The organism is Marinobacterium rhizophilum (assembly GCF_024397915.1).
Taxonomy (GTDB): domain Bacteria; phylum Pseudomonadota; class Gammaproteobacteria; order Pseudomonadales; family Balneatricaceae; genus Marinobacterium_A; species Marinobacterium_A rhizophilum_A.
Map to the genome: position 1 here is coordinate 1,076,560 of NZ_CP073347.1, position 26,342 is coordinate 1,102,901.

Sequence of the window (26,342 nt, forward strand, 5' to 3'; positions counted from 1 at the left end):
TAATGTTGCGCTTACGTGATCAGCCTTCGATTACGCGGCGATCCAGCACTTCATCGATGAGGCCGTATGCTTTGGCCGCATGGGGATCCATGAAGTTGTCACGATCGGTATCACGTGCAAGAGTTTCGAGATCCTGGCCGGTGTGCAGCGCCAGAATTTCGTTCAGTTTCTGGCGGATCGACAGGATTTCACGGGTGTGAATCTCGATGTCGGTCGCCTGCCCCTGGTAACCGCCCAGGGGCTGGTGAATCATCACGCGGGAATTGGGCAGCGCAAAGCGCTTGCCTTCGGCGCCGCCTGCCAGCAGGAAAGCACCCATGCTCGCGGCTTGGCCGATGCACATGGTGCTGACATCCGGCTTGATGAAACGCATGGTGTCGTAGATCGCCAGACCTGCGGTCACCGAGCCACCCGGCGAGTTGATGTAGAGGTGAATATCCTTTTCCGGGTTCTCTGCCTCAAGAAACAGCAACTGGGCAACAATCAGGTTGGCCATGTGGTCCTCGACCTGGCCGACCATGAATATCACGCGCTCCTTGAGCAGCCGCGAGTAGATATCGTAGGCCCTTTCTCCGCGTGCAGTCTGTTCGACCACCATCGGTACCAGACTGGAGCTGATTCCTGCTCCCGCCTGCCCTGTAAAGATATCTGACATGCAAATCTCTCCTTAGCCTTATAAGCGAAAAAAACGACAGTCAGCCTGAGCCAACTGTCGTTTTTCCATGACCCGTTAGAGCGTCGCTGCTGCAGCCTTATTCGGCTGCGGCTTCGTCCGCCGCTTCAGCTTCTGGCTGAGCCGGCTTGATCGCGTCTTCGTAGCTGACTTCAATTTCTTCGACTGTAGCAGATGCGAGCAGCTGTTCAACCACCTGATCTTCCATCGCCAGGCTCTGGATCTGGTTCAGCATTTCCTTGTTGCCGTAGTACCAGTCGATAACCTGCTGCGGCTCCTGGTAGGTCTGAGCCTGTTCTTCAACCATGGCGCGAACGCGGTCTTCATCGACCTTCAGTTCGTTGGCCTTGATGACTTCCTGCACCAGCAGGCCGATGGCAACGCGGCGCTTGGCCTGTTCTTCGAACAGTTCCTTGGGCAGCATGTTGGGGTCGAGGTTGGCGTTACCGCCACCGAACTGCTGCACCGCCTGCTTGCGCAGGTTGTCGATTTCGCTGTCAACGAGCGGGCTCGGTACGTCAATGGCGTTCAGCTTGATCAGTTTGCCGAAAAGCTGCTCCTTGAGCTTCATTTTCAACGCCTGCTTGAGCTCGCGTTCCATGTTGTTGCGAACTTCAACCTGAAACTCTTCCAGGGTCTTGCCTTCCAGACCGAACTTGACGAAGAACTCTTCGTTCAGCTCCGGCAGTGAAGAGGCAGATACGCTCTGAACCTTGACCTTGAACAGGGCTTCTTTGCCCTGCAGGTTTTCAGCCTGGTAATCCGCCGGGAAGGTGACGTTCAGTTCCTTGTCTTCGCCAGCAACAGCGCCGACCAGGCCTGTTTCGAAGCCCGGGATCATGGTGTTGGAGCCCAGCACCAGGTCCATGCCTTCGCCTTTGCCACCCTCGAAAGCTTCACCGTCGACGAAGCCTTCGAAGTCGATCTTGACCTGGTCGCCGTCTTGCGCTGCGCGCTCAACAACAGACCATTCGGCCTGCTGCTTGCGCAGGGTGTCGATCATCTTTTCCAGGTCAGCGTCGGTAACGCTGGCGTTCAGTTTCTTGATTTCTGCCGCAGCAAAGTCAGCCAGGGTGATTTCCGGATAGACTTCGAAGGTCGCGGTGAATTCGAAATCTTCGCCGGCCTTGTCTTTCTTGAACTCGATATTGGGGCCGCCTGCGGGCTGCAGTTTTTCCTGCTGCGCCGCTTCGTAGAAGCTCTGCTGGACCACTTCACCCAGAACTTCCTGGCGAATTCCGGCACCGTAGCGCTTCTGAACTATTTTGACCGGCACCTTGCCCGGACGAAAGCCATCGATACGCACACGACGGGCAGTGTCCTGCACGCGGGTGGCTACATCATTATCGATACGCTCGGCCGGAACAGTGATCGTCATCTGACGCTCGAGGCCCGAAGTCGCTTCAACAGAAACTTGCATGGAATTCCTCACAAAACTTGCAGCATTTTTTAATCGCGATCTGCGGACGAGTCCGTCCCCATTAGGTCCCGCTGGGCGGTAAACACGTTTTCCGACCAGGCACGGACGCCACAGAACCTAAATTCTAAAGCGCGAAATTCTGTGCCAGTTACTCCGAATAGTCAAGCGGAATACCGATAAAGGCAGCAGAGTTCGCCCAGGGAAACGATCATAAAGGAATTTCGTTTTCGATCAAGAAAAACGAATAAAAACAGAAAGATACGGAGAAAAACAGGAAATGGGGTGGACGATGGGGCTTGAACCCACGACCACCGGAATCACAATCCGGGGCTCTACCAACTGAGCTACGCCCACCACAGCGTGCCTGGAAAATGCATCTTCAGCAGGCAGTCGCCTGTGCTCTGCAGTCACCAGGAATTTGAACGGAGTGCTTCAAGCGTTTCGGCATCTTTTCCGACACAGGTGCAGGAAATGGGGTGGACGATGGGGCTTGAACCCACGACCACCGGAATCACAATCCGGGGCTCTACCAACTGAGCTACGCCCACCATAGCGATGCTTTTTTGCGTTGAAACTGTCTGACTGATAATGAAGATGAGGCACCTGAGCCGCGTCACCTTGCCTGCTGACTCCCCGCAATCAGGGAATGGGGTGGACGATGGGGCTTGAACCCACGACCACCGGAATCACAATCCGGGGCTCTACCAACTGAGCTACGCCCACCACAGCAAATCAGAAAAACATGGTGCGGACGGGGAGACTCGAACTCCCACACCTTTCGGCACCAGAACCTAAATCTGGCGTGTCTACCAATTTCACCACGTCCGCACTACAGCATCAGGAATGGGGTGGACGATGGGGCTTGAACCCACGACCACCGGAATCACAATCCGGGGCTCTACCAACTGAGCTACGCCCACCACTGCCTGATCTTTAACACTTTCTAGCACTTTACCCGACAAGCAACTTGCCTAATGGCACGCCCGGCAGGAATCGAACCCGCAACCTACGGCTTAGAAGGCCGTTGCTCTATCCGATTGAGCTACGGGCGCATTGCTCCCGCCTTTGAATGGGTGCTGCAACCGGGGTCGCAGCTGACCTGTCCAAAGGAGCGGCATATACTACGGCCGGCCTTTTCGAAGGTCAACTAATAAATAGGGATTTTTTCAGTAAAATCATACTGGTTACAGTTTAACCACGAATTTCTGTCGTTGTCGCCTGCACGACTACCCCGCCCCTGCGTTCGAGGGGGCCTGGCACTGGCAAAAGCCGCCCGGGTAACAGTCGAAGTAGAATTAGCGAAATACCCGCTTGGCCGCACACCTGTAACCATGAGAAAATCCGCGCCAGTTAACTTTCGCCACGCCTCGAGGAATACAGCTCAACGATGACTGCAAACATAATTGACGGTAAGCGGATAGCAGCCCAGGTGCGCAACAATGTGGCCCAGGGTGTTCAGCAACGCCTGGAACTGGGCAAGCGCGCTCCCTGCCTCGCCGTGGTACTGGTTGGTGCTGATCCGGCGTCCCACGTATATGTACGCAACAAGAAAAACGCCTGCGAAGAAGTCGGCATTCAGTCCCTCTCCTACGACCTTGCGGCAACGGCGGGCCAGGACGAGCTGCTGGAACTGGTCGACAGCCTGAACGCCAACAGCGAAGTGGACGGCATTCTGGTACAGCTGCCGCTGCCGGCTCAGCTTGACGCCAACGCGATTCTTGAGCGTATCCGCCCCGACAAGGATGTTGACGGTTTTCACCCCTTTAACCTGGGACGCCTGGCGCAACGCCTGCCTGCACTGCGCCCCTGTACGCCCAAGGGCGTTATGCACCTGCTTGAATCCACCGGTATCGAGTTTCACGGCAAGGAAGCGGTGGTTGTCGGTGCGTCCAATATCGTTGGTCGCCCCATGGGGCTTGAGCTGCTGCTTGCCGGCTGTACCGTGACCACCACCCATCGCTTCACGCAGAACCTTGCCGAGCATGTCGGTCGCGCCGAGATCGTGATTGTGGGCGTGGGCAAACCCGGACTGGTAAAGGGTGAATGGATCAAGCCCGGCGCCGTGGTGATCGACGTGGGAATCAACCGGCTCGAGGATGGACGCCTGGTGGGCGATATCGAGTATGCCACGGCGGCTGAGCGCGCAGGCTGGATTACACCGGTACCAGGTGGTGTCGGCCCCATGACCGTCGCCTGCCTGATGGAAAACACCCTGGAAGCGGCAAACAGCTCGGATCAGTGACCCGACACCCTCAGGCGCACTGACAAGCATTGCCCGCCGCCTGTGGGCAATGCTTTAACCCTCAGTCGTCTTGCCGGTCAAATCGAAAGTGAAACGCCCGCAGTTTTGCCCCTGCCCTAGCGATGGCGCCCCGTGCCGACAAACCGCTCCAGCAGCCAGCCGACACACTGCGGTATCGCCTGGCGTATCCAGCGCCACTGGTACAGTGCGGTTAGATACCACCAACCCTTCTGGCGGTACTTGCGGGCACTGGTACAGAGCCTTGCCTCCAGCAGGTTCAATGCCACGCCCGCCCTGCGGGCCTGCCAGACCAGCAGGTGATCCTCACCGTAAGGCACTGACTCGTTGTATGCCCCCAGGGCGCGGAACAGCTTTGCGTTCAGGCAAAATCCCTGGTCCCCAAAAGGCACACCCAGCCAGGCAGAGCGCAGGTTGGCACCCCGGGCGTTAAGGCGCATCGGGCCTGCACCATCACCGGCAAATGCCAGCAGAAAATAATGCAGGGCATGGGGTCTGGTGGCCAACCCCTGCTCAAGCGCCTGAACAACCGCTGTTGTCAGTACCGAGTCCAGATGCAGGAACCAGAGAAACTCTCCCCTGGCGGCTCGGGCCGCGGTGTTCATTTGAAGCGCGCGGCCTTTTTTTGAGATAACGGTATAAACGTTATTATCACAGGGCAAAGACAGATCATCCCGACGCTCACAGAGCGCGAATATGACTTCCCACCCCGCGGGCAGCAGTGCCAGCGCCTCGAGCAAGGGCAATGGCCCCTGCTCTAAAGGCCCTATCGGGATAATGACACTGACCAGGGGCGAATCAGATTTCACTGCAGGATGAACCGTAACGAAAGCAGGAAAAGCAGCGATGGTGCTTCATGCTGACCTGCTGTTCCATCGCCTCGCGCAGGGTGGAGCCCAGATCATACTCCGGGTCATCATCGACCAGGGTACAGGCATAGACGCGCATGCGGTTATTCTGCTTGACGACCATCTTGCTGAAAGCACACATGAAGTTGCGCCGGCTCTGTTCGCTCTGGAACTGCGTCATGCAGTTTGTCGTCACGGCAGGCACCTGGGCATGACTGCCCGGCGGCAGAAAATCAGGGAAGGCAATTTGCGTGAGATCCGCCGGCAAGCCCTGTTCTGCCAGCAAGGCGGCGTACTGGGCGCTAACGATGGGGGTATCTTCGTTCGCCTGCATATGGCGGGCAACGGAAACGTGAAAACCCCGGGCATGCAGCAGCCGCAGCCCCTCAAAGGCACGATCAAAGTTGCCTTCGCCCCTGCCCTTGTCGTGTTCAGCCCTGTCGAGGGAATCGATGCTGACGCGAAAGCTCACAGGGTGCGGCGCATCACGCAAAACATCGAGCTGGTCGATGCGCCGATGCAGCGCATCGGTGCCGTTGGTCAGCACCAGGCAAGGCGCAACCGCACTGGCTCGCTGCAGGATACGCACCAGGTCCTTGGCCAGAAAAGGCTCGCCGCCGGTAAAGGAAAACTGCTCGACCCCCATTTCGGCAGCTTCACGGATATAAGGTTCTGCGTCTGCCAGTTTCAGTAGCTGCAGCCGATCATCGCCGGGCTTTGAGCCTTCAAGACAAAACGGGCAGCTGAGGTTGCAGGCTGTACCGGTATGGAACCAGAGCTCACGCAGCGCGTGGGGACGAATATAGCCACGGGGCTGGCCACTGGGGGTGCTGTACCAGTCTCGACTGCGAATGGGTTCCATCAGACCAGCTCCTGTATCAGTGTGTGCAATGCCCGCTGGGGCGCACGGGTATCCGAGGCCAGGGACGCCCGCAGGCGACACAGGTCTTCGATCGTATCAACATCGTCGCAGGGCGCGACCCAACCGACGGAATAGCCCGCCTGCTCGCAGCATTCAACCAGTGCCTGGCCCAGCTGTGGCGTACTCCAGGGCAGCGCTGCAAGGTCCGGCCAGGGCTTGCGAGCAGCCATCAGGGTTACGCCACCATCGGTTGCCGCCGACAGCACGATATCCTGCTCATCCAGCAAGGCGGATGCAGCACGAATCAGTTGCGACGTTTGCTCGGGCATATCCGAACCAATAATCAGCTGCCGCTGATGCCCGGCAGCCCGCAGGGTGCGGTCAATCCGGTTGATACGCTGGCCGAGGTTGCCGTCTTGCTGCGCGACCACCCTGTCAATCCACGGGTGCGCATTTCGATAGGCATCGCAGTCATCGGCATCGGCGCAGGCGACAATCCGTGAGTGCGGCCACTCGGCGAGCTGGGCCAGCGCACACTGGTGCAGTAGTTCGGCAACACGAAAGGCACCGTGCGGCCCTAAAGCCGGCACCAGGCGCTGCTTGCCAACCCCGGGGCGGGGACGTTTGCAAAAAAGTATTAGAGTCATGCGCTGCAGCTTAAAAAACCAGAGTGAATTAAAACTGAATATCAGCCTAACCCCTTAGCATACATACGAAAAAGGCAGCCTGGGCCGCCTTTTTCGTTCTGCCATTAACAGCTCAGAAAACGCTGACCTTAGCCCTCGCGGTACCAGCGGGTACCGGCGCGATCATCCTTGAGTATCACGCCCTGGGCGGCCAGGTCATCGCGGATCTTGTCAGACAGGGCAAAATCCTTGCTGGCGCGGGCGTTCTTGCGTTGTGCAATCAGCGCTTCGATTGCGTCGGCGCTCAACTCGCCAGCCCGGGCCTCGCCCTTGAGGAAGGCATCGGGGCCTTGCTGCAACAGACCGATGATGCCACCCAGGCGCTTGAGCTGCGCGGCCAGCTTGCCGGCCTCTTCGCTGCCCTCTCGCACAGCGCGGTTCAGCTCACTGACCAGTTCGAACAGCACCGCCAGGGCCTTGGGCGTATTGAAATCATCGTCCATGGCGGCGTTAAAGCGGGCTTCGAAATCGTTCTCAGGCTCGGAATCGGCGCACTCTACCGACGCCAGCGCCTGGTAGAAGCGCTCCAGCGCGCTGCGGGCTTCTTTCAGGCTGTCTTCGCTGTAGTCGATATAGCTGCGATAGTGCACTCCGGCCAGGAAGTAGCGCACCACCTCGGCGTCGTATTTCTCGAGCACATCGCGGATGGTGAAGAAGTTGCCCAGCGACTTGGACATTTTTTCGCTGTTCACCCGGACCGGGCCTGCATGCATCCAGGTATTGACGTACTTGACGCCGTTGGCCGCTTCGGACTGGGCAATCTCGTTCTCGTGGTGCGGGAACGGTAAATCCGGGCCGCCACCGTGGATATCAAAGGTATCCCCCAGGCAGCACTTGGACATGGCGGAGCATTCGATATGCCAGCCGGGACGGCCCGGCCCCCAGGGTGATTCCCAGCTGACTTCGCCTGGCTTTGCCGCCTTCCAGAGCACGAAGTCCAGCGGGCTTTCCTTGGCTTCCTCAACACCGACGCGGCTGCCGGAGCGCAACTCGTCGATATTCTGGCGTGTCAGCTTGCCGTAGCCTTCAAATTTTTCGACCCGGTAATAAACATCACCATTACTGGCGGCATAGGCAAAGCCCTTGTCGATCAGGGTCTGCACCAGGGCAAGGATATCGTCCATATGGGCGGTGGCACGGGGCTCCATGTCCGGGCGCAGCACCGACAGGCGGGTTTCATCCTCATGCATCGCATCAATCATGCGGCCGGTGAGCGCATCCGGTGTTTCACCGTTTTCCGCCGCCCGCTTGATGATCTTGTCATCCACATCGGTGATGTTGCGCACATAGGTCACATCCCAGCCGCGCGCTCGCAGGTAGCGGGTGATGACATCGAAGGAGACCATGACCCGGGCGTGGCCGATATGACAGTAGTCATACACCGTGATGCCGCAGACATACATGCGAATTTTGCCCGCCTCGATCGGCTCGAAGGGCACTTTATCCTTGCTCAGAGTGTTATAGATTTGCAGCATCAAACCAGCTTTTGAGTCAAAATTCGAATTCCGCTGCCGGCACCAGAGGCCTGAAGCCCGTCCTGCAGCACGTATGGACGCCATTATAAATCAATTGATTGCGCAATGGCGCGCCGGATTTTCTACCACAGCGAAGAGTCATCCGGATCCACTGCAGGTGCGAGCGGCACGCCGCTATCATCGAGGCGAATTTCGCCCAGCTGGGCGTCCGACAACGGGCTGCGTTCGCTCGTCAGGAGCAGGCGATGCTGGCCATCCCAGCTGATCGCCTCCCATTGCGCATACTCGGACAACCGGTAGCGTTGCGCCCCGGACCAATCCGGCGCCGGTCTTTTGACACTGCCCGCCTCGGAAGATAACGGTATAAACCAGATAAAGCTATGGCCGAAGAAACGCTGCCGGCTGTATCCCAGCAACACCAGTCGCCGGGACACCGGGTCATAGTCCGCCGCCGTGATGAGCCCCTCGACCGGGTAACTGCCGGTTGGAAAGACGGCCTGATCCGAAGCCCGCTTGTCGAGTCGATACAGCTCGGTATTGCCGTCCGCCCGGTTCTTGCTGAACAGCCAGAGTTCATCGCCCACCGCGGTAACGGCTTCGCAGTCAAAGTTATGGCTGTCGGATGCCGTCACTTCGAGCCGCTGACCGTAGCGAAACCTGGCAGTCGCATAACCGACCCGGCTGCCATCCGGTGCACTCAGCTCATGCAAAGGCACGCGGTACAGATCCAGCGTGCCGCGCCGACCCTGGTTATTGCCGCAGTCGGCGATATAGAGATGCGTGTCATCCAGCGCCAGGGACTCCCAGTCGACATTGCGGGCGCCGGCCAGGTAGAGCTGCTTGCTGATACCGCGCCCATCCTCGGACAGCTGGTAGATCACGGCATCATCCCCGCTGTCGTTCAGCGTCCACAGGCGGCTGTCTATCCCAGCCAGGCCCGATGTTTCGAGGACGTCTGCAGGCAGTAGCGCCAGGCGCTGAACCTGCGCCGTACCGCCCTGGCGCCGGGCACGCGGTGGCGACTCGGGCACCGCTGTAACCCCGGCAGCAGCTTCAGCTTGTGCCGCTCCCCCGCGCTCAGGGTCCAGGGCGCCGGCATCCGCAACCGGTTCCCGGCTGCTGCAGCCGAGCGAAAACAGCAGCATTGCAGCCATCGCAAGACCCCATAGCGGGGCTGTGCTGTGGCTGCCACCTGCCGTTGCGCTCGCGCTGTATTCCGGGCATCTGCTGTTGAACGACACGTCCTGTGAATCCTTTGTTAAGCGAATATCGCCCGCGAGCATAGCAGCTAAACTGCAACACACCTACAGCCCTGGCGGAACCGCAACGGCCTGCCCTTCGAACCGGATCTACATGAAATCCAGCCATGCCACCCCTGGTACAACCGCCTCGCCCGAGACCTGCCCGGCAGCACGCCGCCATTCACCGCAGCCGCGCCCTGACCTGCCGGAACTGGACAGGCTGGAACGCCTGCTGGCACAGGCCAGCGGCGAATTGCGCGTTCAGGTGCTGGCAAACGTAACCGATGGCGCCAGTGAGTATCCGCTCTATGCGCTGCAACTCGGCAATCCGGACCCGGCCGCAGCGGTACTGCTGCTCAGCGGAGGCATTCATGGTGTCGAGCGTATCGGCACCCAGCTGCTGCTGACCCAGCTCGAAGCCTTGATGGCGCGCCTGCCCTGGGACCAGGGGCTGCAGGAGGATCTGCGCCACATCCGTATCGTCATCTGCCCGCTACTGAACCCCGCCGGCATGGCACGGGGTTCCCGCGCCAACGCCAACGGCATCGACCTGATGCGCAACGCGCCCCAAAATGCCGATGATCCTGGCGTCTGGCTGCTCAGCGGGCACCGAATCGGTGCCTGGCTACCCTGGTATCGCGGCGCCCCCGGTCTCCCCATGCAGGCAGAGTCCGCTGCACTGTGCGAACTGGTGAACCGCGAGATTGCCGGGGCACCCCTGTGCCTGTCGCTGGACTGCCACTCGGGCTTTGGCATGCGTGACCGGCTCTGGTTTCCCTATGCCGGCAGCACACGCCCGCTCGAACAGCTCGCGGATGTACATGCACTGGTGAAACTCTACGAAGAGGCCAACCCGCATCACCGTTACCTGTTCGAACCCCAGTGCCACCAGTACCGCACCCACGGAGACCTTTGGGATCACCTGTATCAGCAGCACCTGCTGCGCCAGCAGGCCTGTCCGGGCCGGCCGGCGGTCTTCCTGCCACTGACACTGGAACTCGGCTCCTGGCTCTGGGTACGCAAGAACCTGCGCCAGATCATCAGCTTTCGTGGCCTGTTCAACCCGCTGGTGCCCCATCGCCACAGGCGTATCATGCGCCATCACAACAGTCTGTTCGATTTCATGATCCGCGCCACACGCTCCTGGCAATCCTGGCTGCCTGGCGAGGCGGACCGCAACACAGAACAGCAGCAGGCGCTGCAACGCTGGTACCGGAACAGCCAATGACGCTTTGGGTGCAGGACTACTGGCCTGGTGGCGAACCGATGCCGCCGGGGACCACCCCGCCCTGCTGGATACTGTTGCGGGGGCTGGTGCGCGAGTCGCGCCACTGGGGCAGCTTCGGCCAGCGCCTGGCCGATACGCTTCAGGTTCGGGTGCTGAGCCCGGACCTTCCCGGTAATGGCCAGCTGCATCGCATGCCAAGCCCGCTGCAACTGAGCGCACTGGTGGATCACCTGCGCAGCGAAATGCTGCCTCGCCATACCAGCAACCCCGAGCTGTCGCAGCCGCCTTTCAGGCTTCTCGGCTTGTCCATGGGCGCCATGGTAGCGACGGCCTGGGCGCTGGATTTTCCCGCCGAAGTCGACCGCCTGGTCCTGGTCAATGGCAGCCTGGCCAACCTGAGCCCACCCTGGCAGCGCCTGCGCCCCGGGGCACTGGCCACGCTCGCCCGTGCCCTGGTCTCAGACACCGCCGGCAAAGAGGCTCTCATTTACCGGCTAAGCTGCCACCAGCAGCGTGACCACATCCTGTCGCAGTGGTGCGACTACGCCCGCGAGTGCCCGGTGACGGGCCGCAACACCCTGCGACAACTCGCCGCCGCGGCCCTCTACCGCAGTAACAACCGGGTGCCAAGGGCGCCAGCCCTGCTGCTCTGCAGCCGCAACGACGCCCTGGTGGACCCCGCCTGCAGTGCCGCCATAGCCAACCACTGGCGATCACCGCTTGGCATTCACCCCGACGCCGGCCATGACCTGCCCCACGACGCCCCCGACTGGCTACTGGCGCAGATCTCCAACTGGCTTGCTGGACACTAACGCCGGCCCGGTTGCCTCCATACAGAAACGCCCGACTCCGTTACCGAAGCCAGGCGTTTTATCGCGTTTCAAGTCTGCACCAAGGAGCTTACTTGCCCTGGATCTTCACCCAGCGGCTCATGTAAAGAGCCGCAGCGGTGCCTTTACTTGCCCTGGATTTTCACCCAGCTGCTCATGCAAAGAGCCGCAGCGGTGCGCTTACTTGCCCTGGGTCTTCACCCAGCGACTCATGTAAAGAGCCGCAGCGGTGCCTTTACTTGCCCTGAATTTTCACCCAGGAGTCGCGTAGCGTGACGGTGCGGTTGAACACCAGGCGCTCTTCATTGGAATCCTTGTCCACAGAGAAGTATCCCAGGCGCTCAAACTGATAGTGCGCTTCTGCCACTGCATGCTTGAGGCCGATTTCAACCCGGCTGTCGGTCAGCACTTCCAGCGACTCGGGGTTCAGATGCGTCTGGAAGTCCACTTCCTTGTCGCCCTCGGGGTTCGCTTCGGTGAACAGGCGGTCGTACAGGCGCACTTCACAGGGCACCGAGTGATCGGCATTGACCCAGTGAATCACCCCGTTGGGCTTGTAACCGGTCGGGTTCTCGCCCTTGGTGGCGGGATCATAGCTGCAGATCAACTCCACCACGTTGCCGGCGGCATCCTTGATCACCTCATCACAGGTGATCACGTAGGCGCCGCGCAGACGCACGGCATCGCCCGGCGCCAGACGCTTCCACTTGCGCGGTTTTTCCTCTTCAAAGTCTTCCTGTTCGATCAGCAGGTTGCGGCCGAAGGAGACCTTGCGCAGCCCCATGGACTCGTCCTTGGGGTGTGCCGGCAGTTCGAACCATTCTTCCTCGCCCTCGGCGAAGTTGCTGACGGTGACCTTGAGCGGGCGCGTTACGCACATGGCGCGCGGTGCATTGGCATCCAGGTCATCGCGCACGGCGGACTCCAGCATGCCCATGTCCACCACGCCGTTGGAGCGGGTTACACCGATCATCTCGCAGAAGTTGCGAATGGAGGCCGGCGTAAAGCCGCGACGGCGCAGGCCGGAAATGGTCGGCATGCGGGGGTCGTCCCAGCCGGACACGTGCTGTTCATCCACCAGCAGCTTGAGCTTGCGCTTGCTGGTGATGGTGTAGTTCAGGTTGAGGCGGGCAAATTCGTACTGGCGCGGCTGGGCCGGCACCGGCAGATTGGCGATAAACCAGTCGTACAGCGGGCGGTGGTCTTCAAACTCCAGCGTACAGATGGAGTGTGTCACGCCTTCCAGCGCATCGGACTGGCCGTGGGCGAAGTCGTAGGACGGGTAGATGCACCACTTGTCGCCGGTCTGGTGGTGGTGTGCCTTGCGAATACGGTAGATCACCGGGTCACGCAGGTTCATGTTCGGCGCCGCCATGTCGATTCTCACCCGCAGCGCGCAGTCGCCTTCGTCGAAGTCGCCGTTGCGCATGCGCTCGAACAGTTCCAGATTCTCCGCCACGCTGCGTTCACGGTAGGGGCTGTTCTTGCCAGGCTCGGTAAGGTTGCCGCGGAACTCGCGCATTTCGTGGGCGCTCAGGCTGTCGACATAGGCCTTGCCATTGGCGATCAGGTACAGGGCCCACTGGTACAGCTGCTCGAAGTAGTCAGAGGTGTAACGGATATCACCGTCCCACTTGAACCCCAGCCAGCGCACATCTTCGGCGATGGCGTCGATGTATTCCTGGCTCTCTTTTTCCGGGTTGGTATCGTCAAAACGCAGGTTGCACAGGCCCTGGTACTTGGCGGCGGTGCCAAAGTTCAGACAGATCGACTTGGCGTGACCGATATGCAGGTAGCCGTTGGGCTCTGGCGGGAAGCGTGTCACGACCTGACCACCGGCGACCTTTTCGTCCGCGATGTCGCTCTCGATGATCTGATGAATAAAGTTCGTAGGCTTGACGTGTTCTTGCTTGCTCATAGTCGGCTTGGTGTCCAGTCTGTCCTGACGGCATGAAAAGTCGCAGCATTATAAACGTATCGGGGCGCTGAACACACTAACCGCTCGCGATACCGGCCAGCCTGTCACAGTCGCAGCCCCTCAGTGATGCGAATCTGACTGACTTGGGTATAATGCGCGATTATTCGCGATCCCCGATCACGTACAACCGACCCCCAGGACGTATAGCAATGATTATTCTCTCGACCAACCACGGCGACATCTCCATCGAGCTGGATTACGACAAGGCCCCCAAGACCGCCGCCAACTTCGAACAGTACGTGCGCGACGGCTTCTACGACGGCGTGATCTTTCACCGCGTGATCGACGGCTTCATGCTGCAGGGCGGCGGTTTTACCCCGGGCATGAAACAGAAAGAAACCCGCGGCAACATCGATAACGAGGCCAACAACGGCCTGAAGAACCTGACTGGCACCTTGGCCATGGCCCGCACCATGGACCCGCACTCCGCCTCGGCTCAGTTCTTTATCAACGTCAAGGACAACAGTTTCCTGGATCACACGGCTGAAACCACCCAGGGCTGGGGCTACGCCGTATTCGGCAAGGTTGTCGATGGCATGGACGTGGTCAACAAGATCAAGGGCGTCAAGACCACCTCCCGCGGCGGTCACCAGGACGTGCCGGCAGAAGACGTGATTATCGAATCCGCCCGCATCACCGAGTAAGACCTGCCCATGACGCTGCTGTTTGTCGCCGATCTGCACCTTCGCCCAGAACGCCCGGATCTTAGCCGGGCCTTCCTTGAATTCCTGCAACAGGACGCGCCGGGCTGCGATGCCCTGTACCTGCTGGGGGACATATTCGAGGCCTGGATCGGGGATGATGCCCCGATGCCGGGGCTGGATGCGATCTACGCCGAACTGGCGGCGTTATCGGCGCGCGGTACCGCGCTCTATTTTCAGCACGGTAACCGCGACTTTCTGGTCGGACAGGCGTTTCTCGATACCCTGGGAGCCCGCCCCCTGCCCGACCAGCAGCTGATCGATGTGCCCGGCGGCCAGGCGCTGCTGATGCACGGTGATCAACTCTGCACCGACGACACCGAGTACCAGGCCTTCAGGTCCCAGGTACGCGACCCCGCCTGGCAGCAACAGTTCCTGTCGCAAAGCGTAGATGAACGCCTGGCCATTGCGCGCCAGTTGCGTGCAGCCAGCAAGGCCAGGGGCGCCGAGAAGTCCGCCGATATCATGGATGTAAACCCGGCTGCCGTATCCGCGGCATTGAGCGCGGCCGGTGTTGATCTGCTGATCCACGGTCACACTCACCGCCCCGCCATTCACGACAATCAAATCAGCCAGGGCTCGGGCACCCGCATCGTACTGGGCGACTGGGATGACAGCGGCTGGTACCTGCAGATCGACAACGAAGGCTACCAGCTGATCGACTTTGCGATAGCGGATAGCCCGTCCTAAGTTCAGCCTGCACCCCGGTCAAAGACCCAGGTGCTGCTGCACGGCCGCCAGTCCTGGCATGCCATCACGCGTGCTGACATTCTCAAGCCAGCTGTTCAGCACCTCAGGGTTCGCCCTGAGCCATTGAGCGGCTGCCTGATCCGCTTTCTTGCCGTCGTCCAGAATGGCGCCCATGATCTCGCTTTCCATATCCAGGTTGAACGCAAGGTTGTTCAGCAAGGTAGCCACGTTCGGGCACTCGGCACTGTAGCCCTTGCGCGTCACCGTATGGATGCTGGCGCCACCGTAATTGGGGCCAAAGTACTCATCGCCACCCTCGAGGTACTTCATGTCGACCCGCAAATTCATCGGGTGCGGCGCCCAGCCGAGAAAGACGATGGCCTCCTGCTTGCGTACCGCGCGGGTAACCTGGCTAAGCATGGCCTGCTCGCCGGACTCGACCAGCTTCCAGCCCTGCAGGCCAAAATCGCCCTTGTCGATCATGCCCTGCAACAGGCCATTGGCCGGGGCACCCGGATCGATGCCATAGATACGCTGGCGAAAATCCTCCGCCCGATCGCCAAGGTCGGCAAAGCTTGTTACGCCGCTGTCATAGACATACGCCGGCACCGCGAGGGTAAACTTCGCCCCCTCCAGGTTGGTACGCACCCTGTCGAGGTCAGCACCGTACTTGTCGATAAAACCCTGCTGCGCCGGCATCCAGTTGCCCAGAAAGACATCGATTTCGCCCTTTTTCAGGCTCTCAAAGCCAATGGGTACGGCCAGCAGGTCAACCGAGGTTTTGTACCCCAGACCCTGCAGTACGGTACCGGCCAGCGCGTTGGTCACGCTGATATCGGTCCAGCCGGGATCCGTCAGGCGCACCTGTTCGCACTGGGGCGCTTCGGTGGCCTGGGCGGACTGAGCCGCGGCGAGACCCAGCGCCATGGCGCCGGCCAGCACTGTGCATTTGAAACCCGTTTCACGCTTTAGGCTCATGATCAGTATCCTGTGTCAGTCAATGTTCGAATCAGTATTCGCAAGCCGCCTGAAAGCCGCCGCGGTCACTCCACCTGCGGGAAGCGCGAACGGCGCTCCAGGTCGTCAAGGTCGATGGTATTGCGCATGTACTGGGTGCTGGCATCCACAAACGGCTGGTGATCCCAGGCCGTTACCTTGCCCTGGCTCAGCGCAGCGGCGACCAGGCGACGGCGACGCTGACTCCAGAGGATGTCCTGGTGCAGTGCGTCCAGGTCCCAGCGCTCGCTCACTTCCTGCAACAGGGACTCGACCCGCTCCGCCTGTTCCGGTGTCTGCGCCAGGTTGTGCAGCTCCTGCGGATCGGCCGCCAGGTCATACAGCTGGGCGGGGTCTGTCGGGCAGTAGATAAACTTGTAGTTGTCGCGACGAATCATCAGTACCGGTGCGATGGTGCCCTCGGCCATGTATTCACCGATTACCTCGTCATGCCCCTTGCTGCCCTGCAGGTGCGGTACCAGGCTGCGCCCCTCGATCGGCGTGGCGTAGCCGCTGAACTCGCCGTTGCTGGCCATATCGACAAAGGTGGGCAGCAGATCCAGCGTGGATACGCTGGCACTGATGCGGGCGGCATCGAAATGCGCCGGCGCATGGACGATCATGGGTACGCGGGCCGAGTTCTCGAACCAGCTCATCTTGTACCAGAGGCCGCGCTCGCCGAGCATGTCGCCGTGGTCGCCGGAGAACACGATGATGGTGTTCTCGTCCAGCCCGGTTTCCTTCAGCGTCTTCAGCAGCGTGCCGATCTGGTCGTCAACGTAGCTGATGGCGCCGTAATAGGCCCGGCGGGCATTGCGAACCTGCTGCTCGGTGATCTCGGTCTTGTCCATTTCGTAGACGAAACGCAGGCGCGCGGAGTGCGGGTCCTGGTCTTCGGGCGCAATGGTTACGCTGGGCAGGTCGATCTCGTCATTGCTGTAGCGGTCCCAGTACTCCTGCGGGATTGCGTAGGGATCGTGGGGGTGGGTCATGGACACCGTCAGGCAAAACGGACGCTCATCGCTGCTGCGGGCACGGTCGTACAGGTAGCGACGGGCGTTGAACACCACCTCGTCGTCAAAATCGAGCTGATTGGTGCGCACACAGGGCCCGGCCTGGGTTACGGACGACATGTTGTGGTACCAGGTCGGGCGGGTTTCGAATTCGTCCCAGTTCACCGACCAGCCAAAGTCCGCCGGATAGATATCGCTGGTCAGGCGCTCTTCGAAGCCATGCAGCTGATCCGGGCCGCAGAAGTGCATCTTGCCGGACAGCGCGGTGCGGTAACCCAGGTGGCGCAGATAGTGCGCAAAGGTCGGCACATCGGCCGGCAGTTCGGCGGCGTTGTCGTAGGCGCCGATCTTTGAAGGCAAGCGCCCGGACATCAGCACAAAACGCGACGGTGCACAGAGCGGGCTGTTGCAATAGGCCGAATCGAACACCACGCCCTGCTCGGCCAGGGCACTGAGGTTGGGCGTCTTGACCAGCGGATGACCGTAGACCGGCAGCGCCGATGCCGCCAGCTGATCGGCCATAATGAACAGAATATTGGGTTTGGTTTTACTCATGGCAGTTACCTACTCCTCTAACCTTTTTTATACTCACGCCTGCGCCAGATGGCCGCGATACAAGTGTTAGTGAAGATACTGCGCGCTTGTAGATTTGCTGTAAACTGGGTCAAAACTAATACGAGTGATCAGTTTCACTAATGCCAAAAGCCAATTTTCTGCCTCCTACCCCAAGCCTGCAGGCCTTCGAGGCTGCCGCACGGCTACACAATTTCACCGCTGCGGCGCGCGAGCTCGACAGCACCCAGTCAGCCATCAGCCAGCACATCAGCCGACTGGAAGAGGATCTTGGCGTCCAGCTATTCCAGCGGCTGCATCGGGGCGTACGCCTGACCGCAGGCGGCGAACTGCTGTTTGATGCCGTGAGCGAAAGCCTGAATCGGCTGCACAAGGGAATTGCCGCCGTCCAGCAGAAACAGGCCAAGGTCATCATCAATGTCGCCACGGACTTTGCGCTGGCGGCGTTCTGGCTGGTGCCCCGACTGGCGGACTTCAGAGCGCTCTACCCCGATACCGAGGTCAGGGTCATCACGGCGCAGCACCAGATCACGCCGGACCAGGCCGATATTGATGTCGCTATCAACTTTGGTGACGGTAGCGAAGCGCCCGGGCGCAGCGTACCCCTCTTCGAGGAGCGGGTTGTCCCCGTCTGCAGTCCGGCACTGCGTGAGCACTGGCACCAAAGCGGTCAGACCTTGACCCTGATGCCACTGCTGCAGCTGGAGGCGGATCATAACGCCCGCTGGTTTAACTGGTCGCGCCTCTTCAGGGCGCTGGGCATAACGCAAACGCCGCGCGAGCCTGAGCTGGTGTTCAACAACTACACCCTGCTGCTGCAGGCCGCTATTGCCGGCCAGGGCGTCGCTATTGGCTGGCGCCCGCTGGTGGACTCCATGCTCGACAGCGGCCTGCTTATTCCTCTGCTACAGGAGCCGGTCAGCTCGGCCTACGGCTATTACCTCATCCTGCCCAGGGCGAGAAAGCTCTCCCCCATCGTGCAGCATTTCGCCGACTGGCTGGTAACGCAAAGCGGGCCGGACACTCTCTGAGTCCGGGCCGAACAAGTTATCAGATCGCGCCCCGCACCTCTCCACGCACCTGCGCTGCATAAAAATCAAATAGCTGCTGGTGAAGCTCCCGCGGTAACGGCTCGAGTGCGCTGGCTGCTACGTTGGCAGCCAGCTGCTCAGCCTTGCTAACACCGGCAATCACCGTCGACACCGCCGGCTGATCCAGAATCCAGCGCAGTGCCAGCTGCGCCAGCGTCATGTTTTTCGGCAGCAGTGCTGCCAATTGCTGCACCCGGTCCACAGCGACACCAAAGGGCAGACCTGAGAAGGTTTCACCGACATTAAACGCCTGGCCATCACGGTTAAAGTGTCGGTGATCCTGCTCGGAAAAACGGTGGTCCGGGGCAAATTTCCCCGACAACAGCCCACTGGCCAGTGGCAGGCGCACGATGACGCCCACATCCGCCTGCGCGGCCGCCGGCAACAGTTCAGTTATGGCATCCTGACGAAACAGGTTGAAGATAATTTGCAGACTGGCAAGGTTTGGCTGGCGCAAACAGTACAGCCCCTCTTCCAGGGTTTCGACACTGGCGCCATAATGCTGGATCAGGCCTTCACTGCGCAGCTCATCAAGCCAAGTAAAAATTTCGCCATCGCGTAGCACGTCAAAAGGCACACAGTGCAGCTGGGCAAGTGTCAGGCGTTCCACCCCCAGGCGCCGGGCTGACCCCTGCAAGCTGGCACGCACGCCGGTCTTACTGTAACTCGACGGATAAAGCGATCCGTCGCGTCCAAGCTTGGTGATCACGGTTACAGGATTACCCGTTCTGGCACACCAGTCGCCAATGCGCTGCTCGCTTTGGCCGGCCCCATAGACATCGGCGGTATCCCACAAATGCACACTCTGGTTCCAGGCACTATCCAGTATCTGCGTTGCCTGGGCATCTGCGACCGGCCCGAAATCCCCCCCCAGCTGCCAGCAGCCAAGGCCAATTTCGCTGACTTCAAGCCCTGATTTTCCCAGTAATCGTGTTTTCATGTTCGCTCGTACCTCTGTTGCATCGAATGCGGCGTCATCTTGAAACTGAGGGCTACTGTAGAGCGCATGGTATTGTTAATAAATAACCTAAAACTTAACGAACTGTTCCGATTAAATGTACAGTAAGCAGCGACTGTACTCGGCGTGACCGACCACCCCATTCCGGATGCGCCGCATTCGTACTTCAAACAAAGGTTACACACCATGCAGACCGGTATACCCGAGTTCGTAGCAGTGGCACAGCACGGCAGTTTTACCGCCGCGGCCAGCGCACTGGATACGTCAAAGTCACGCCTTTCCCAGGCTGTCAGCCGCCTTGAACGCGATCTCGGCGTTACCCTGTTGCAACGCACCACTCGGCGCATCAGCCTGACCGAGGTCGGTGAGGCCTTTTATCAGCAATGTCGCCAGGGGTTGGAGCTGCTGAACCTGGCGATCGATGACGCCCAGGCACAGCAGCAGAAGGTGACCGGCAATATCCGCATTAACTCGGTGGGCGGCATTCTCGCAGAGCAATGGCTCAGCCCGGTGCTGTTTCGCTTCATGGCGCTCTACCCGGAAATTACGATAGAGCTGGACTTAACCAGCCATCGGGTAGACCTGATCGCGGAACAGTTTGATCTGGTTGTACGCATGGGTGAATTGCCAGACTCCAGCCTGATCGCCCGCCCGCTGCAGCAAATCGAATCCATCGTCTGCGCCAGTCCGGACTTCATCGCTCGCCACGGCGTGCCGCGACACCCGGACGACCTACGCGATTTCCCGGCAGCCCTGGGCTCGCTTAACCGGTATCATTTCAGCCCGGCAGTATCGCCAACTGACAGTATCGAGTGGCACGCACGCTGCAGCCTGCGCTGTCGCAACGGCCATGTGATGAAACGGGCTGCACTCAATGGCACCGCCCTTACCATACTGCCACGGGTTTACCTGCAACCAGAGATCAACAGCGGAACCCTGGTACAGTTACTACCCGACTGGCAGTTAAAACCTGCGACCTTGTCATTGGTGTATCCGCAGCACCGCTACCGATTACACAGAGTGGCGTTGCTGGTGGACTTCCTTACCGAGGCGCTGCGAGGCCCCATTCATCTGACCGTATGAACATCAGTCCTCGCTCGTAAAATGACCGCGACGAGCACCCGCCAGCAAATGGATAAAGTCAGGGCCCTTCAGCCGTAACAGGGTTTTATGGTCACCACTTTCAACATAGTGGAACGCCAGACTTGTCAGCGCCTCATCCAGCAGTGTTTCGATGCCGTAAGCCGGGCCCAGTGGCGGTACGGCGCCGCAGACACAGTCAGAAAACAATCCGGCAGTTTCGGCTTCTTCGGCCAGGACCACCGGGCAGCCCAGAGTTTTCTGTACCCTGGACAGGCTCACCCAGGCATTGCCCGGCACGACAACCATCACCGGCCCCCGGCTGTCTGTCAGGATAACGGCCTTGGCGATGTGCGCCTCATCAATATGGGCGGCCTCAGCACTTTCATGACTGGAACCGGTAGAGTAGTGCTGCAAGGCATCGTACGTGATCCCGCGAACATCCAGGTAATCTTTCACTGTAGTGGCGATGGTCATGATCTGAACCTCCAAGTGAACGCCACAGCTAGCTCACTGCAGCAGCCAGCGTCACAATGCATGACAAGAAAGCAGTGCAAACAGCGACCGTTGGCCTGATCAGTGTAAGTCAACTCGCCCCAGCTGACAGGCCCGGCTGGTGAAAGATATTCGGACAGGCTGCCCCTCGAATGCGTACCGAAGCCCCCGCTTCTCCGCCTGTTATACTACCTCCCTTCATGGCGATACCGTCTGTCCACACACCACTTGAGAACCCATCCATGACCTCAGACAGCCTCCCGCCTGACACCGGCACTTCAGCCGCCATAGCCTGGCCCGTTCCGGCGGCCAGTGCGGTGCTGCTGCGCAATGATAGCGTGCTGCTGGTACAACGCGCCCTGGCCCCCAATGCGGGTTACTGGAGCTTCCCGGGTGGCAAGATGCACGCCGGCGAGACGGTAGAGCAGGCAGCCCTGCGCGAGCTGAACGAAGAAACCGGTGTGAAAGCACGGGCGGACACTGTCCTCACTGCGCTTGATGTCATGGAGTACAATGGCTCCAGCCTGCAATATCACTATCTGCTGGTGGTGATCTATTGCCACTGGCTGTCCGGAATACCCCGGGCTGCTGACGATGCCGCCGACGCCCGCTGGATTTCCATCCAGCAATTGCGCCGCGGCGACTACCCACTGACCGACAGCGTACTGCCGGTACTCGAACTGGCCCTGCAACACAGGGCATAAAACCCGCCAACACCGCAGGACTGAATCGAACCGGCGCCTCGGGTTCTTTCAAGGCTGTTTGCCCGTATCTATACTGATGCGTGTAACCGTTTGATATAGCACCCGTTACACACCCCAAGCCCCCGCTTAAGGAGAGTGCCATGTCCGCCGCAGACTCGTTCAATTCCCGTGTAACGCCCTGGCTGCTCAGCCTGGTGCGTATCGTTGCCGCCTTCCTGTTCATGCAGCACGGTGGCCAGAAATTGCTGGCCTTTCCGGCAGCGCCCAACAACCCCGTGGAGCTCATGTCCCTGATGGGGCTGGCCGGCGCGCTGGAGCTCTTTGGCGGGGCCTTGCTGCTGGTAGGCCTGTTCAGCCGCCCCATCGCCTTTGTGCTTTCCGGCATGATGGCCGTGGCCTACTTTATGGCCCACGCCCCGCAGGGCTTCTGGCCCATGCTCAATGGCGGCGAGCTGGCGGCCCTGTACAGCTTCGTGTTTCTGTACCTGGCCTTTGCGGGGCCCGGCCCGCTGAGCCTGGACCGGCTTTTCGGCAGCCGGTAACACCCGCGCCCCCCAATAACAACGGCTCAGCCGGGTCTCAGGCTGGGCCGTTGCGGCTAACCCCCTGGCGACCAGCGGCCTTCCTTGCGCGCAAACCTTGTATCCCAAAGCGACGGCTCGAGCCCTCGGGCAGCCGACCACCTTGCTCAGGCGCAGCAAAATCTAAATACAGAACGGTAAAGCGGCAGGTCACCGGACCAAAACAGTGCGTCAGAGCCCGGCAATAAACCCGGGTACAGCCTTTTTCGGCATCTTGCTGATTCTGTACAACAGCTCAAACCCGGGGACATCCAGGGCACAGCGAGATGCCAGCTCGGCCAGCATTGCCAGCCAGAGTTTCGCGGTCATTTCGGAATCATAGAGGGCACGGTGAAACACTCCGTCAACAGGAATATTCGCATAACGCACCAGGGTACCGAGCTTGTAGTCGGGTGCCGCCTGGAACAGCCTGCGGGCCAGCAGCATGGAGCAGACGAACTGCCCCGGGTATTGCCGGCCAATCAGGCCCAGCTCCGCATCCAGGAAGCGCTTGTCGAAGGAGGCATTGTGCGCTACCAGGTTGAAATCGCCGATAAAGTCGGCAAAACGGGCCATCACCTCGGCGTTCTCGGCGGCACCGGCCAGCATGGCGTTGCTGATACCGGTATAGCTTTCGATAAAGCCACTGACCCGCCGCCCCGGGTTCATCAGCTCCTGGAAACGCCCCGTGACCTGGCCGTTTTCCAGTTTCACGGCCCCGATCTCGATCGCCCGGTCGCCGCCATCGGGCGACAGCCCTGTGGTCTCGAAATCCAGTATCACCACCGTATCAGCATTGAACATCGACACCCGCCTACCCCATTGAACCCAGACCGGCGCGCATTATAGCGCCGCGACGGCGGGGCGTCGCGGCAAAAGGCCAGCGGCAAGGACCCAGCCAGGCTAGCCGTAGGCGTTGGCCGGTAGCCAGAGCACCAGCTGGGGCCAGAACACCAGGATCAGCAGGGCAACCAGTTGCAGCGCGATGAACGGTATCACGCCACGGTAAATGTCGCCCAGGCGCACGTCCGGCGGGCAGACACCCTTGAGGTAAAACAGCGCAAACCCCACCGGTGGCGTCAGGAAGGAGGTCTGCAGGGTCATGGCGACCAGCATCACGAACCACACCAGTTCCGGGTTATCCACCACGCCGTAGCCGTCGATCTCGATGCCCAGCGCCGAGATCACCGGTGCCAGCAGCGGCAGGATGATCAGGGTGATTTCGATCCAGTCCAGGAAGAAGCCCAGCAGGAAGATCACCCCCAGAATAAAGAAGATGATGCCGTAGGGACCAAAGGGCAGCCCGGTGAGGAAGGACTCGATCAGCTCATCGCCACCGAGCTCGCGCAACACCAGGGCAAAGCAGGTGGCGCCGATAAAGATGGCAAAGATGTAGGCCGTGGTGTTGGTGGTGCCGCGTACCACATCGTTCAGCACCCTGAAGCTGAACTTGCGGTTGTACATCGCCAGCAGCGTTGCCCCCAGGGCACCCACGCCCGAGGCTTCGGTCGGGGTGGCGATGCCGCCAAAGATCGAGCCCAGCACGACGAAAATCAACAGCAGGGTCGGCAACACCGCCCGCAGCACGTTGAGCACGATGGGCCAGGTCACCGGCTTGGCATCTTTTGGCACCGGTGCGGCGGCGGGCTTCACCAGGCCGTAGATCAGGATATAGACGATATAGAGGGCGCCGAGCATCAGCCCCGGGACCACGGCGCCCATGAACAGATCCCCCACCGACAGCGCCAGCTGGTCGGCCATGATCACCAGCATGATGCTGGGCGGAATCAGGATGCCCAGGGTGCCGGCCGAGGCGATGGTGCCCAGCGCCAGCGGCATTGAATAGCCCTGCCGGGTCATGGCCGGCAGCGACATCACCGCCAGCAGCACCACCGAGGCGCCGATAATGCCGGTGGAGGCCGCCAGGATGATGCCGATGGCGGTGACGGTAATCGCCAGACCACCACGCACGCGGCCAAACAGCTCCTGCATGGAGTGCATCAGGCGCTCGGCCACGCCGGACTTGTCCAGCATGATGCCCATGAAAATAAACATCGGCAGGGCCACCAGGATCCAGTTGTCCATGATCTTCCAGAGCCGGTTCACCACCAGCCCCAGGGTCAGGTAATCCAGCCCGGTGATGCTGTCAAAATAGGTGTCGGCCAGCTGGCCGATAAAGGCGAACAGGATACCCAGGCCACCGAGCACCCAGGCCACCGGGAAGCCGGTAAACAGCAGCGCGATAAAGGATAAAAACATCGCGATAACCAGAATTTCATTGATATCCATTTTGCTTATTCTCCGCGCATCAACAGAATAATCTCACGGTACAGGCGCGACAGTACCGCCAGCGCCAGCAGCGCAAAGCTCACGGGGATCACGCCCTTGATCAGCCAGCGCCAGGGCAGGCCCGAAGGCGCCGAGGAGCTTTCGTTGATGCGCCAGGAGTCGTACAGAAAGTCCAGGCTGTGCAGGAAAATCACGCCGATAAAGGGCAGCAGCAGAAAAAGGATGCCGAGGATTTCGATCAGGCGCTTGCTGCGGGTCCTGAAACGGCCGTGGAACAGGTCCACGCGGATATGGGCGTCGGTGGTCTGGGCGTAGGCCAGGCCGAACATGACACCGATGGCATAGAGGTGCCACTGCAGCTCTTCCAGCGCAATCAGGCCCTGGGAAAAGCCCTTGCGCAGTGTCACCTGCAGGATAATCACCAGCACCAGCAGCACAAAGCTCCAGCCAATGCCCAGCGTAATGCGCTGGATCAGGCGGTCAATCGTGTCCGCCAGGGGGACGGCGGCGGGGGTGTTGTTGTCAGTCACCGGATAGGACCTTCGAGTTCGGAAAAACGGGGAGGCAAGCGGGCAACGCCGGGGCTTGCGCCCCGGCGACGGGCATTACTCGGCGCGGCTGCGCGGCAGGAAGGCGTTGGCTTCCCAGAGGTCGTAGCCGCTGCGGAAGGTGCTCAGGTCATCCCAGACCTTCTTGAAGAAGGGATCTTCGGCGGATTTTTCAGACGCCACTTCCATCCATTTTTCCTCGAAGGTCGCCAGCATCTCGTCGCTCCAGTAGCGAATCTCGACACCGTTTTTCTTCGCATCCGCCATCACCGGGAACTGCATGGCCTCGCCTTCAGCCACCGAGTTGGTCATGGACGCCATGCAGGTGGTTTCCACCTGGGCCTGCTGACCCGGGCTCATGCCGTTCCAGGTGTCCTTGTTGATCAGCAGCTCGAAGATGGTGGCCTGCTGGTGCCAGCCAGGGAAGTAGTTGTACTTGACGATCTTGTTGAGCCCAAGGCGGGTATCAATGGCCGGCTGGGAGAACTCAGTGGCATCGATGGCCCCCTTCTCCAGCGCGCCGAAGATCTCGCCGCCCGGTATCTGCACCGTGCTGACACCGAGTTTTTCCATCACCGAGGCACCCAGGCCGTAAAACCGCATGTTCAGGCCCTTGAGATCTTCCGCGCTGTTGATCGGCTTGGAAAACCAGCCCGAGGTTTCCGGCGACAGGATGGCGCAGGGCAGTACCTTGACGTTAAAGCCGTTGCTGTCATACATCTCCTGGTACAGGCTCATGCCGTTGCCGTAATACATCCAGGCCATGTACTCGCCGGCTTCGGGGCCAAAGGGTACGGCGGAGAAGAGTGATGCCGCCGGAATCTTGCCCTGCCAGTAACCGGAGATCGCATAGCCGGAGTTCACCTTGCCGGAGGATACCGCATCGAGGATCTCCGGCGGGCTGACCAGCTTGCCGGGCTCATACACCTTCATGCGCAGGTTACCGTCACTGATCTTGTTCAGATGATCGGCCACCCAGACGATGGTGGTACCCAGTGCCGGCAGGTTAGTACCAAAGGCGATGGGGGTTTTGAGCAGCACCTTGTCCGCTGCAACGGCAGGTAGCGCCATGCTGGCGACAACACCGGCCACGGCGGCAGAGATCAGTAGCGATTTTATTGTTTTCATATGTACTCCAGATTG

25 protein-coding genes and 6 tRNA genes are annotated in these 26,342 nt (G+C 60.2%); 9 read left to right on the forward strand and 22 right to left on the reverse strand.

From position 1 onward, the window contains the following. Positions 1-19: 19 nt before the first annotated feature. The 8 genes from clpP to KDW95_RS04815 form a co-directional block, all read right to left on the reverse strand. Positions 20-655 (reverse strand): ATP-dependent Clp endopeptidase proteolytic subunit ClpP, encoded by a 636-nt coding sequence (gene clpP / locus KDW95_RS04780; RefSeq protein WP_255855136.1) that lies wholly within the window; start codon positions 653-655, stop codon positions 20-22. A gap of 97 nt (positions 656-752) precedes the next feature. After that, a complete protein-coding gene (gene tig, locus KDW95_RS04785) occupies positions 753-2,093 on the reverse strand; it encodes a trigger factor (protein WP_255855137.1) in 1,341 nt (446 codons plus the stop codon). A 278-nt stretch (positions 2,094-2,371) separates the two neighbouring features. Continuing rightward, positions 2,372-2,447 (reverse strand) — tRNA-His (locus KDW95_RS04790). A gap of 118 nt (positions 2,448-2,565) precedes the next feature. Next, a tRNA-His gene (locus KDW95_RS04795) sits at positions 2,566-2,641 on the reverse strand. A 99-nt stretch (positions 2,642-2,740) separates the two neighbouring features. Further along, positions 2,741-2,816 (reverse strand) — tRNA-His (locus KDW95_RS04800). Positions 2,817-2,836: 20 nt separating this feature from the next. Next, a tRNA-Leu gene (locus KDW95_RS04805) sits at positions 2,837-2,921 on the reverse strand. Positions 2,922-2,937: 16 nt separating this feature from the next. After that, positions 2,938-3,013, reverse strand: a tRNA-His gene (locus KDW95_RS04810). A 55-nt stretch (positions 3,014-3,068) separates the two neighbouring features. Beyond that, positions 3,069-3,145: transfer RNA gene (locus tag KDW95_RS04815), tRNA-Arg, on the reverse strand. 335 nt (positions 3,146-3,480) lie between these two features. Between KDW95_RS04815 and folD the strand changes: the two genes are divergently transcribed. Then, complete coding sequence (gene folD / locus KDW95_RS04820) at positions 3,481-4,335, forward strand: bifunctional methylenetetrahydrofolate dehydrogenase/methenyltetrahydrofolate cyclohydrolase FolD (RefSeq protein ID WP_255855138.1); 855 nt, start codon at positions 3,481-3,483, stop codon at positions 4,333-4,335. 116 nt (positions 4,336-4,451) lie between these two features. Here folD and KDW95_RS04825 read toward each other — a convergent pair whose 3' ends face one another. From KDW95_RS04825 to KDW95_RS04845, 5 genes are all read right to left on the reverse strand, one after another. Beyond that, entirely contained in the window at positions 4,452-5,162 is a 711-nt protein-coding gene (locus KDW95_RS04825) for a hypothetical protein (protein ID WP_255855139.1), read from the reverse strand. Beyond that, entirely contained in the window at positions 5,152-6,063 is a 912-nt protein-coding gene (locus KDW95_RS04830) for a radical SAM protein (protein WP_255855141.1), read from the reverse strand. The genes KDW95_RS04825 and KDW95_RS04830 overlap by 11 nt, the downstream gene beginning before the upstream one ends. Continuing rightward, positions 6,063-6,710, reverse strand: coding sequence for a TIGR04282 family arsenosugar biosynthesis glycosyltransferase (locus KDW95_RS04835; RefSeq protein ID WP_255855142.1), 648 nt, complete (start codon positions 6,708-6,710; stop codon positions 6,063-6,065). Before KDW95_RS04835 ends, KDW95_RS04830 begins: the two co-directional genes overlap by 1 nt. Positions 6,711-6,838: 128 nt before the next feature. Then, a complete protein-coding gene (gene cysS, locus KDW95_RS04840) occupies positions 6,839-8,224 on the reverse strand; it encodes a cysteine--tRNA ligase (protein ID WP_255855143.1) in 1,386 nt (461 codons plus the stop codon). Positions 8,225-8,346: 122 nt separating this feature from the next. Continuing rightward, positions 8,347-9,378 carry a hypothetical protein gene (locus tag KDW95_RS04845; RefSeq protein ID WP_255855144.1) on the reverse strand — a complete coding sequence of 344 codons (1,032 nt, stop codon included), beginning with the start codon at positions 9,376-9,378 and terminating at the stop codon, positions 8,347-8,349. A 199-nt stretch (positions 9,379-9,577) separates the two neighbouring features. Here KDW95_RS04845 and KDW95_RS04850 point away from each other — a divergent pair, with 199 nt between their 5' ends. Continuing rightward, positions 9,578-10,693, forward strand: coding sequence for a M14 family zinc carboxypeptidase (locus tag KDW95_RS04850; RefSeq protein WP_255855145.1), 1,116 nt, complete (start codon positions 9,578-9,580; stop codon positions 10,691-10,693). Beyond that, complete coding sequence (locus KDW95_RS04855; protein ID WP_255855146.1) at positions 10,690-11,505, forward strand: alpha/beta fold hydrolase; 816 nt, start codon at positions 10,690-10,692, stop codon at positions 11,503-11,505. Before KDW95_RS04850 ends, KDW95_RS04855 begins: the two co-directional genes overlap by 4 nt. Positions 11,506-11,758: 253 nt before the next feature. Here the strand turns inward: KDW95_RS04855 and KDW95_RS04860 are convergent, their stop codons facing one another. Then, a complete protein-coding gene (locus KDW95_RS04860; RefSeq protein WP_255855147.1) occupies positions 11,759-13,441 on the reverse strand; it encodes a glutamine--tRNA ligase/YqeY domain fusion protein in 1,683 nt (560 codons plus the stop codon). A 209-nt stretch (positions 13,442-13,650) separates the two neighbouring features. Between KDW95_RS04860 and KDW95_RS04865 the strand changes: the two genes are divergently transcribed. Both KDW95_RS04865 and KDW95_RS04870 read left to right on the forward strand, forming a co-directional pair. Continuing rightward, on the forward strand, positions 13,651-14,145 hold the full coding sequence (locus KDW95_RS04865; RefSeq protein ID WP_255855148.1) for a peptidylprolyl isomerase: 495 nt from the start codon (positions 13,651-13,653) through the stop codon (positions 14,143-14,145). A 9-nt stretch (positions 14,146-14,154) separates the two neighbouring features. Then, positions 14,155-14,892, forward strand: coding sequence for a UDP-2,3-diacylglucosamine diphosphatase (locus KDW95_RS04870; protein ID WP_255855149.1), 738 nt, complete (start codon positions 14,155-14,157; stop codon positions 14,890-14,892). Between the two features lie 18 nt (positions 14,893-14,910). On the opposite strand, the gene choX is transcribed toward KDW95_RS04870, so the two are convergent. Together choX and betC are read right to left on the reverse strand one after the other, a co-directional pair. Beyond that, positions 14,911-15,870: a choline ABC transporter substrate-binding protein gene (choX, locus tag KDW95_RS04875; RefSeq protein WP_255855150.1), complete on the reverse strand. Its 960-nt coding sequence runs from the start codon at positions 15,868-15,870 to the stop codon at positions 14,911-14,913. Between the two features lie 65 nt (positions 15,871-15,935). Continuing rightward, entirely contained in the window at positions 15,936-17,456 is a 1,521-nt protein-coding gene (gene betC / locus KDW95_RS04880; protein ID WP_255855151.1) for a choline-sulfatase, read from the reverse strand. A 140-nt stretch (positions 17,457-17,596) separates the two neighbouring features. Here betC and KDW95_RS04885 point away from each other — a divergent pair, with 140 nt between their 5' ends. Beyond that, positions 17,597-18,505, forward strand: a complete 909-nt coding sequence (locus tag KDW95_RS04885; RefSeq protein ID WP_255855152.1) for a choline sulfate utilization transcriptional regulator — start codon at positions 17,597-17,599, stop codon at positions 18,503-18,505. Between the two features lie 19 nt (positions 18,506-18,524). Here the strand turns inward: KDW95_RS04885 and KDW95_RS04890 are convergent, their stop codons facing one another. Continuing rightward, positions 18,525-19,505 carry an aldo/keto reductase gene (locus KDW95_RS04890; RefSeq protein WP_255855153.1) on the reverse strand — a complete coding sequence of 327 codons (981 nt, stop codon included), beginning with the start codon at positions 19,503-19,505 and terminating at the stop codon, positions 18,525-18,527. A 204-nt stretch (positions 19,506-19,709) separates the two neighbouring features. On the opposite strand from KDW95_RS04890, the gene KDW95_RS04895 reads away from it, so the two are divergent. After that, positions 19,710-20,606: a LysR family transcriptional regulator gene (locus tag KDW95_RS04895; RefSeq protein ID WP_255855154.1), complete on the forward strand. Its 897-nt coding sequence runs from the start codon at positions 19,710-19,712 to the stop codon at positions 20,604-20,606. 3 nt (positions 20,607-20,609) lie between these two features. On the opposite strand, the gene KDW95_RS04900 is transcribed toward KDW95_RS04895, so the two are convergent. Beyond that, on the reverse strand, positions 20,610-21,080 hold the full coding sequence (locus KDW95_RS04900; protein WP_255855155.1) for an aminoacyl-tRNA deacylase: 471 nt from the start codon (positions 21,078-21,080) through the stop codon (positions 20,610-20,612). 260 nt (positions 21,081-21,340) lie between these two features. On the opposite strand from KDW95_RS04900, the gene KDW95_RS04905 reads away from it, so the two are divergent. Both KDW95_RS04905 and KDW95_RS04910 read left to right on the forward strand, forming a co-directional pair. Further along, entirely contained in the window at positions 21,341-21,802 is a 462-nt protein-coding gene (locus KDW95_RS04905) for an NUDIX hydrolase (RefSeq protein ID WP_255855156.1), read from the forward strand. A gap of 140 nt (positions 21,803-21,942) precedes the next feature. Beyond that, on the forward strand, positions 21,943-22,344 hold the full coding sequence (locus KDW95_RS04910) for a DoxX family protein (protein ID WP_255855158.1): 402 nt from the start codon (positions 21,943-21,945) through the stop codon (positions 22,342-22,344). Between the two features lie 210 nt (positions 22,345-22,554). Here KDW95_RS04910 and KDW95_RS04915 read toward each other — a convergent pair whose 3' ends face one another. From KDW95_RS04915 to KDW95_RS04930, 4 genes are all read right to left on the reverse strand, one after another. Further along, positions 22,555-23,166, reverse strand: a complete 612-nt coding sequence (locus tag KDW95_RS04915) for a 3'-5' exonuclease (RefSeq protein WP_255855159.1) — start codon at positions 23,164-23,166, stop codon at positions 22,555-22,557. Positions 23,167-23,265: 99 nt separating this feature from the next. Continuing rightward, positions 23,266-24,651: a TRAP transporter large permease gene (locus tag KDW95_RS04920; protein ID WP_255855160.1), complete on the reverse strand. Its 1,386-nt coding sequence runs from the start codon at positions 24,649-24,651 to the stop codon at positions 23,266-23,268. A gap of 5 nt (positions 24,652-24,656) precedes the next feature. Then, a complete protein-coding gene (locus tag KDW95_RS04925; RefSeq protein WP_255855161.1) occupies positions 24,657-25,181 on the reverse strand; it encodes a TRAP transporter small permease subunit in 525 nt (174 codons plus the stop codon). Positions 25,182-25,256: 75 nt separating this feature from the next. Further along, positions 25,257-26,327: a TRAP transporter substrate-binding protein gene (locus KDW95_RS04930; protein ID WP_255855162.1), complete on the reverse strand. Its 1,071-nt coding sequence runs from the start codon at positions 26,325-26,327 to the stop codon at positions 25,257-25,259. Between the last annotated feature and the right edge of the window lie 15 nt (positions 26,328-26,342).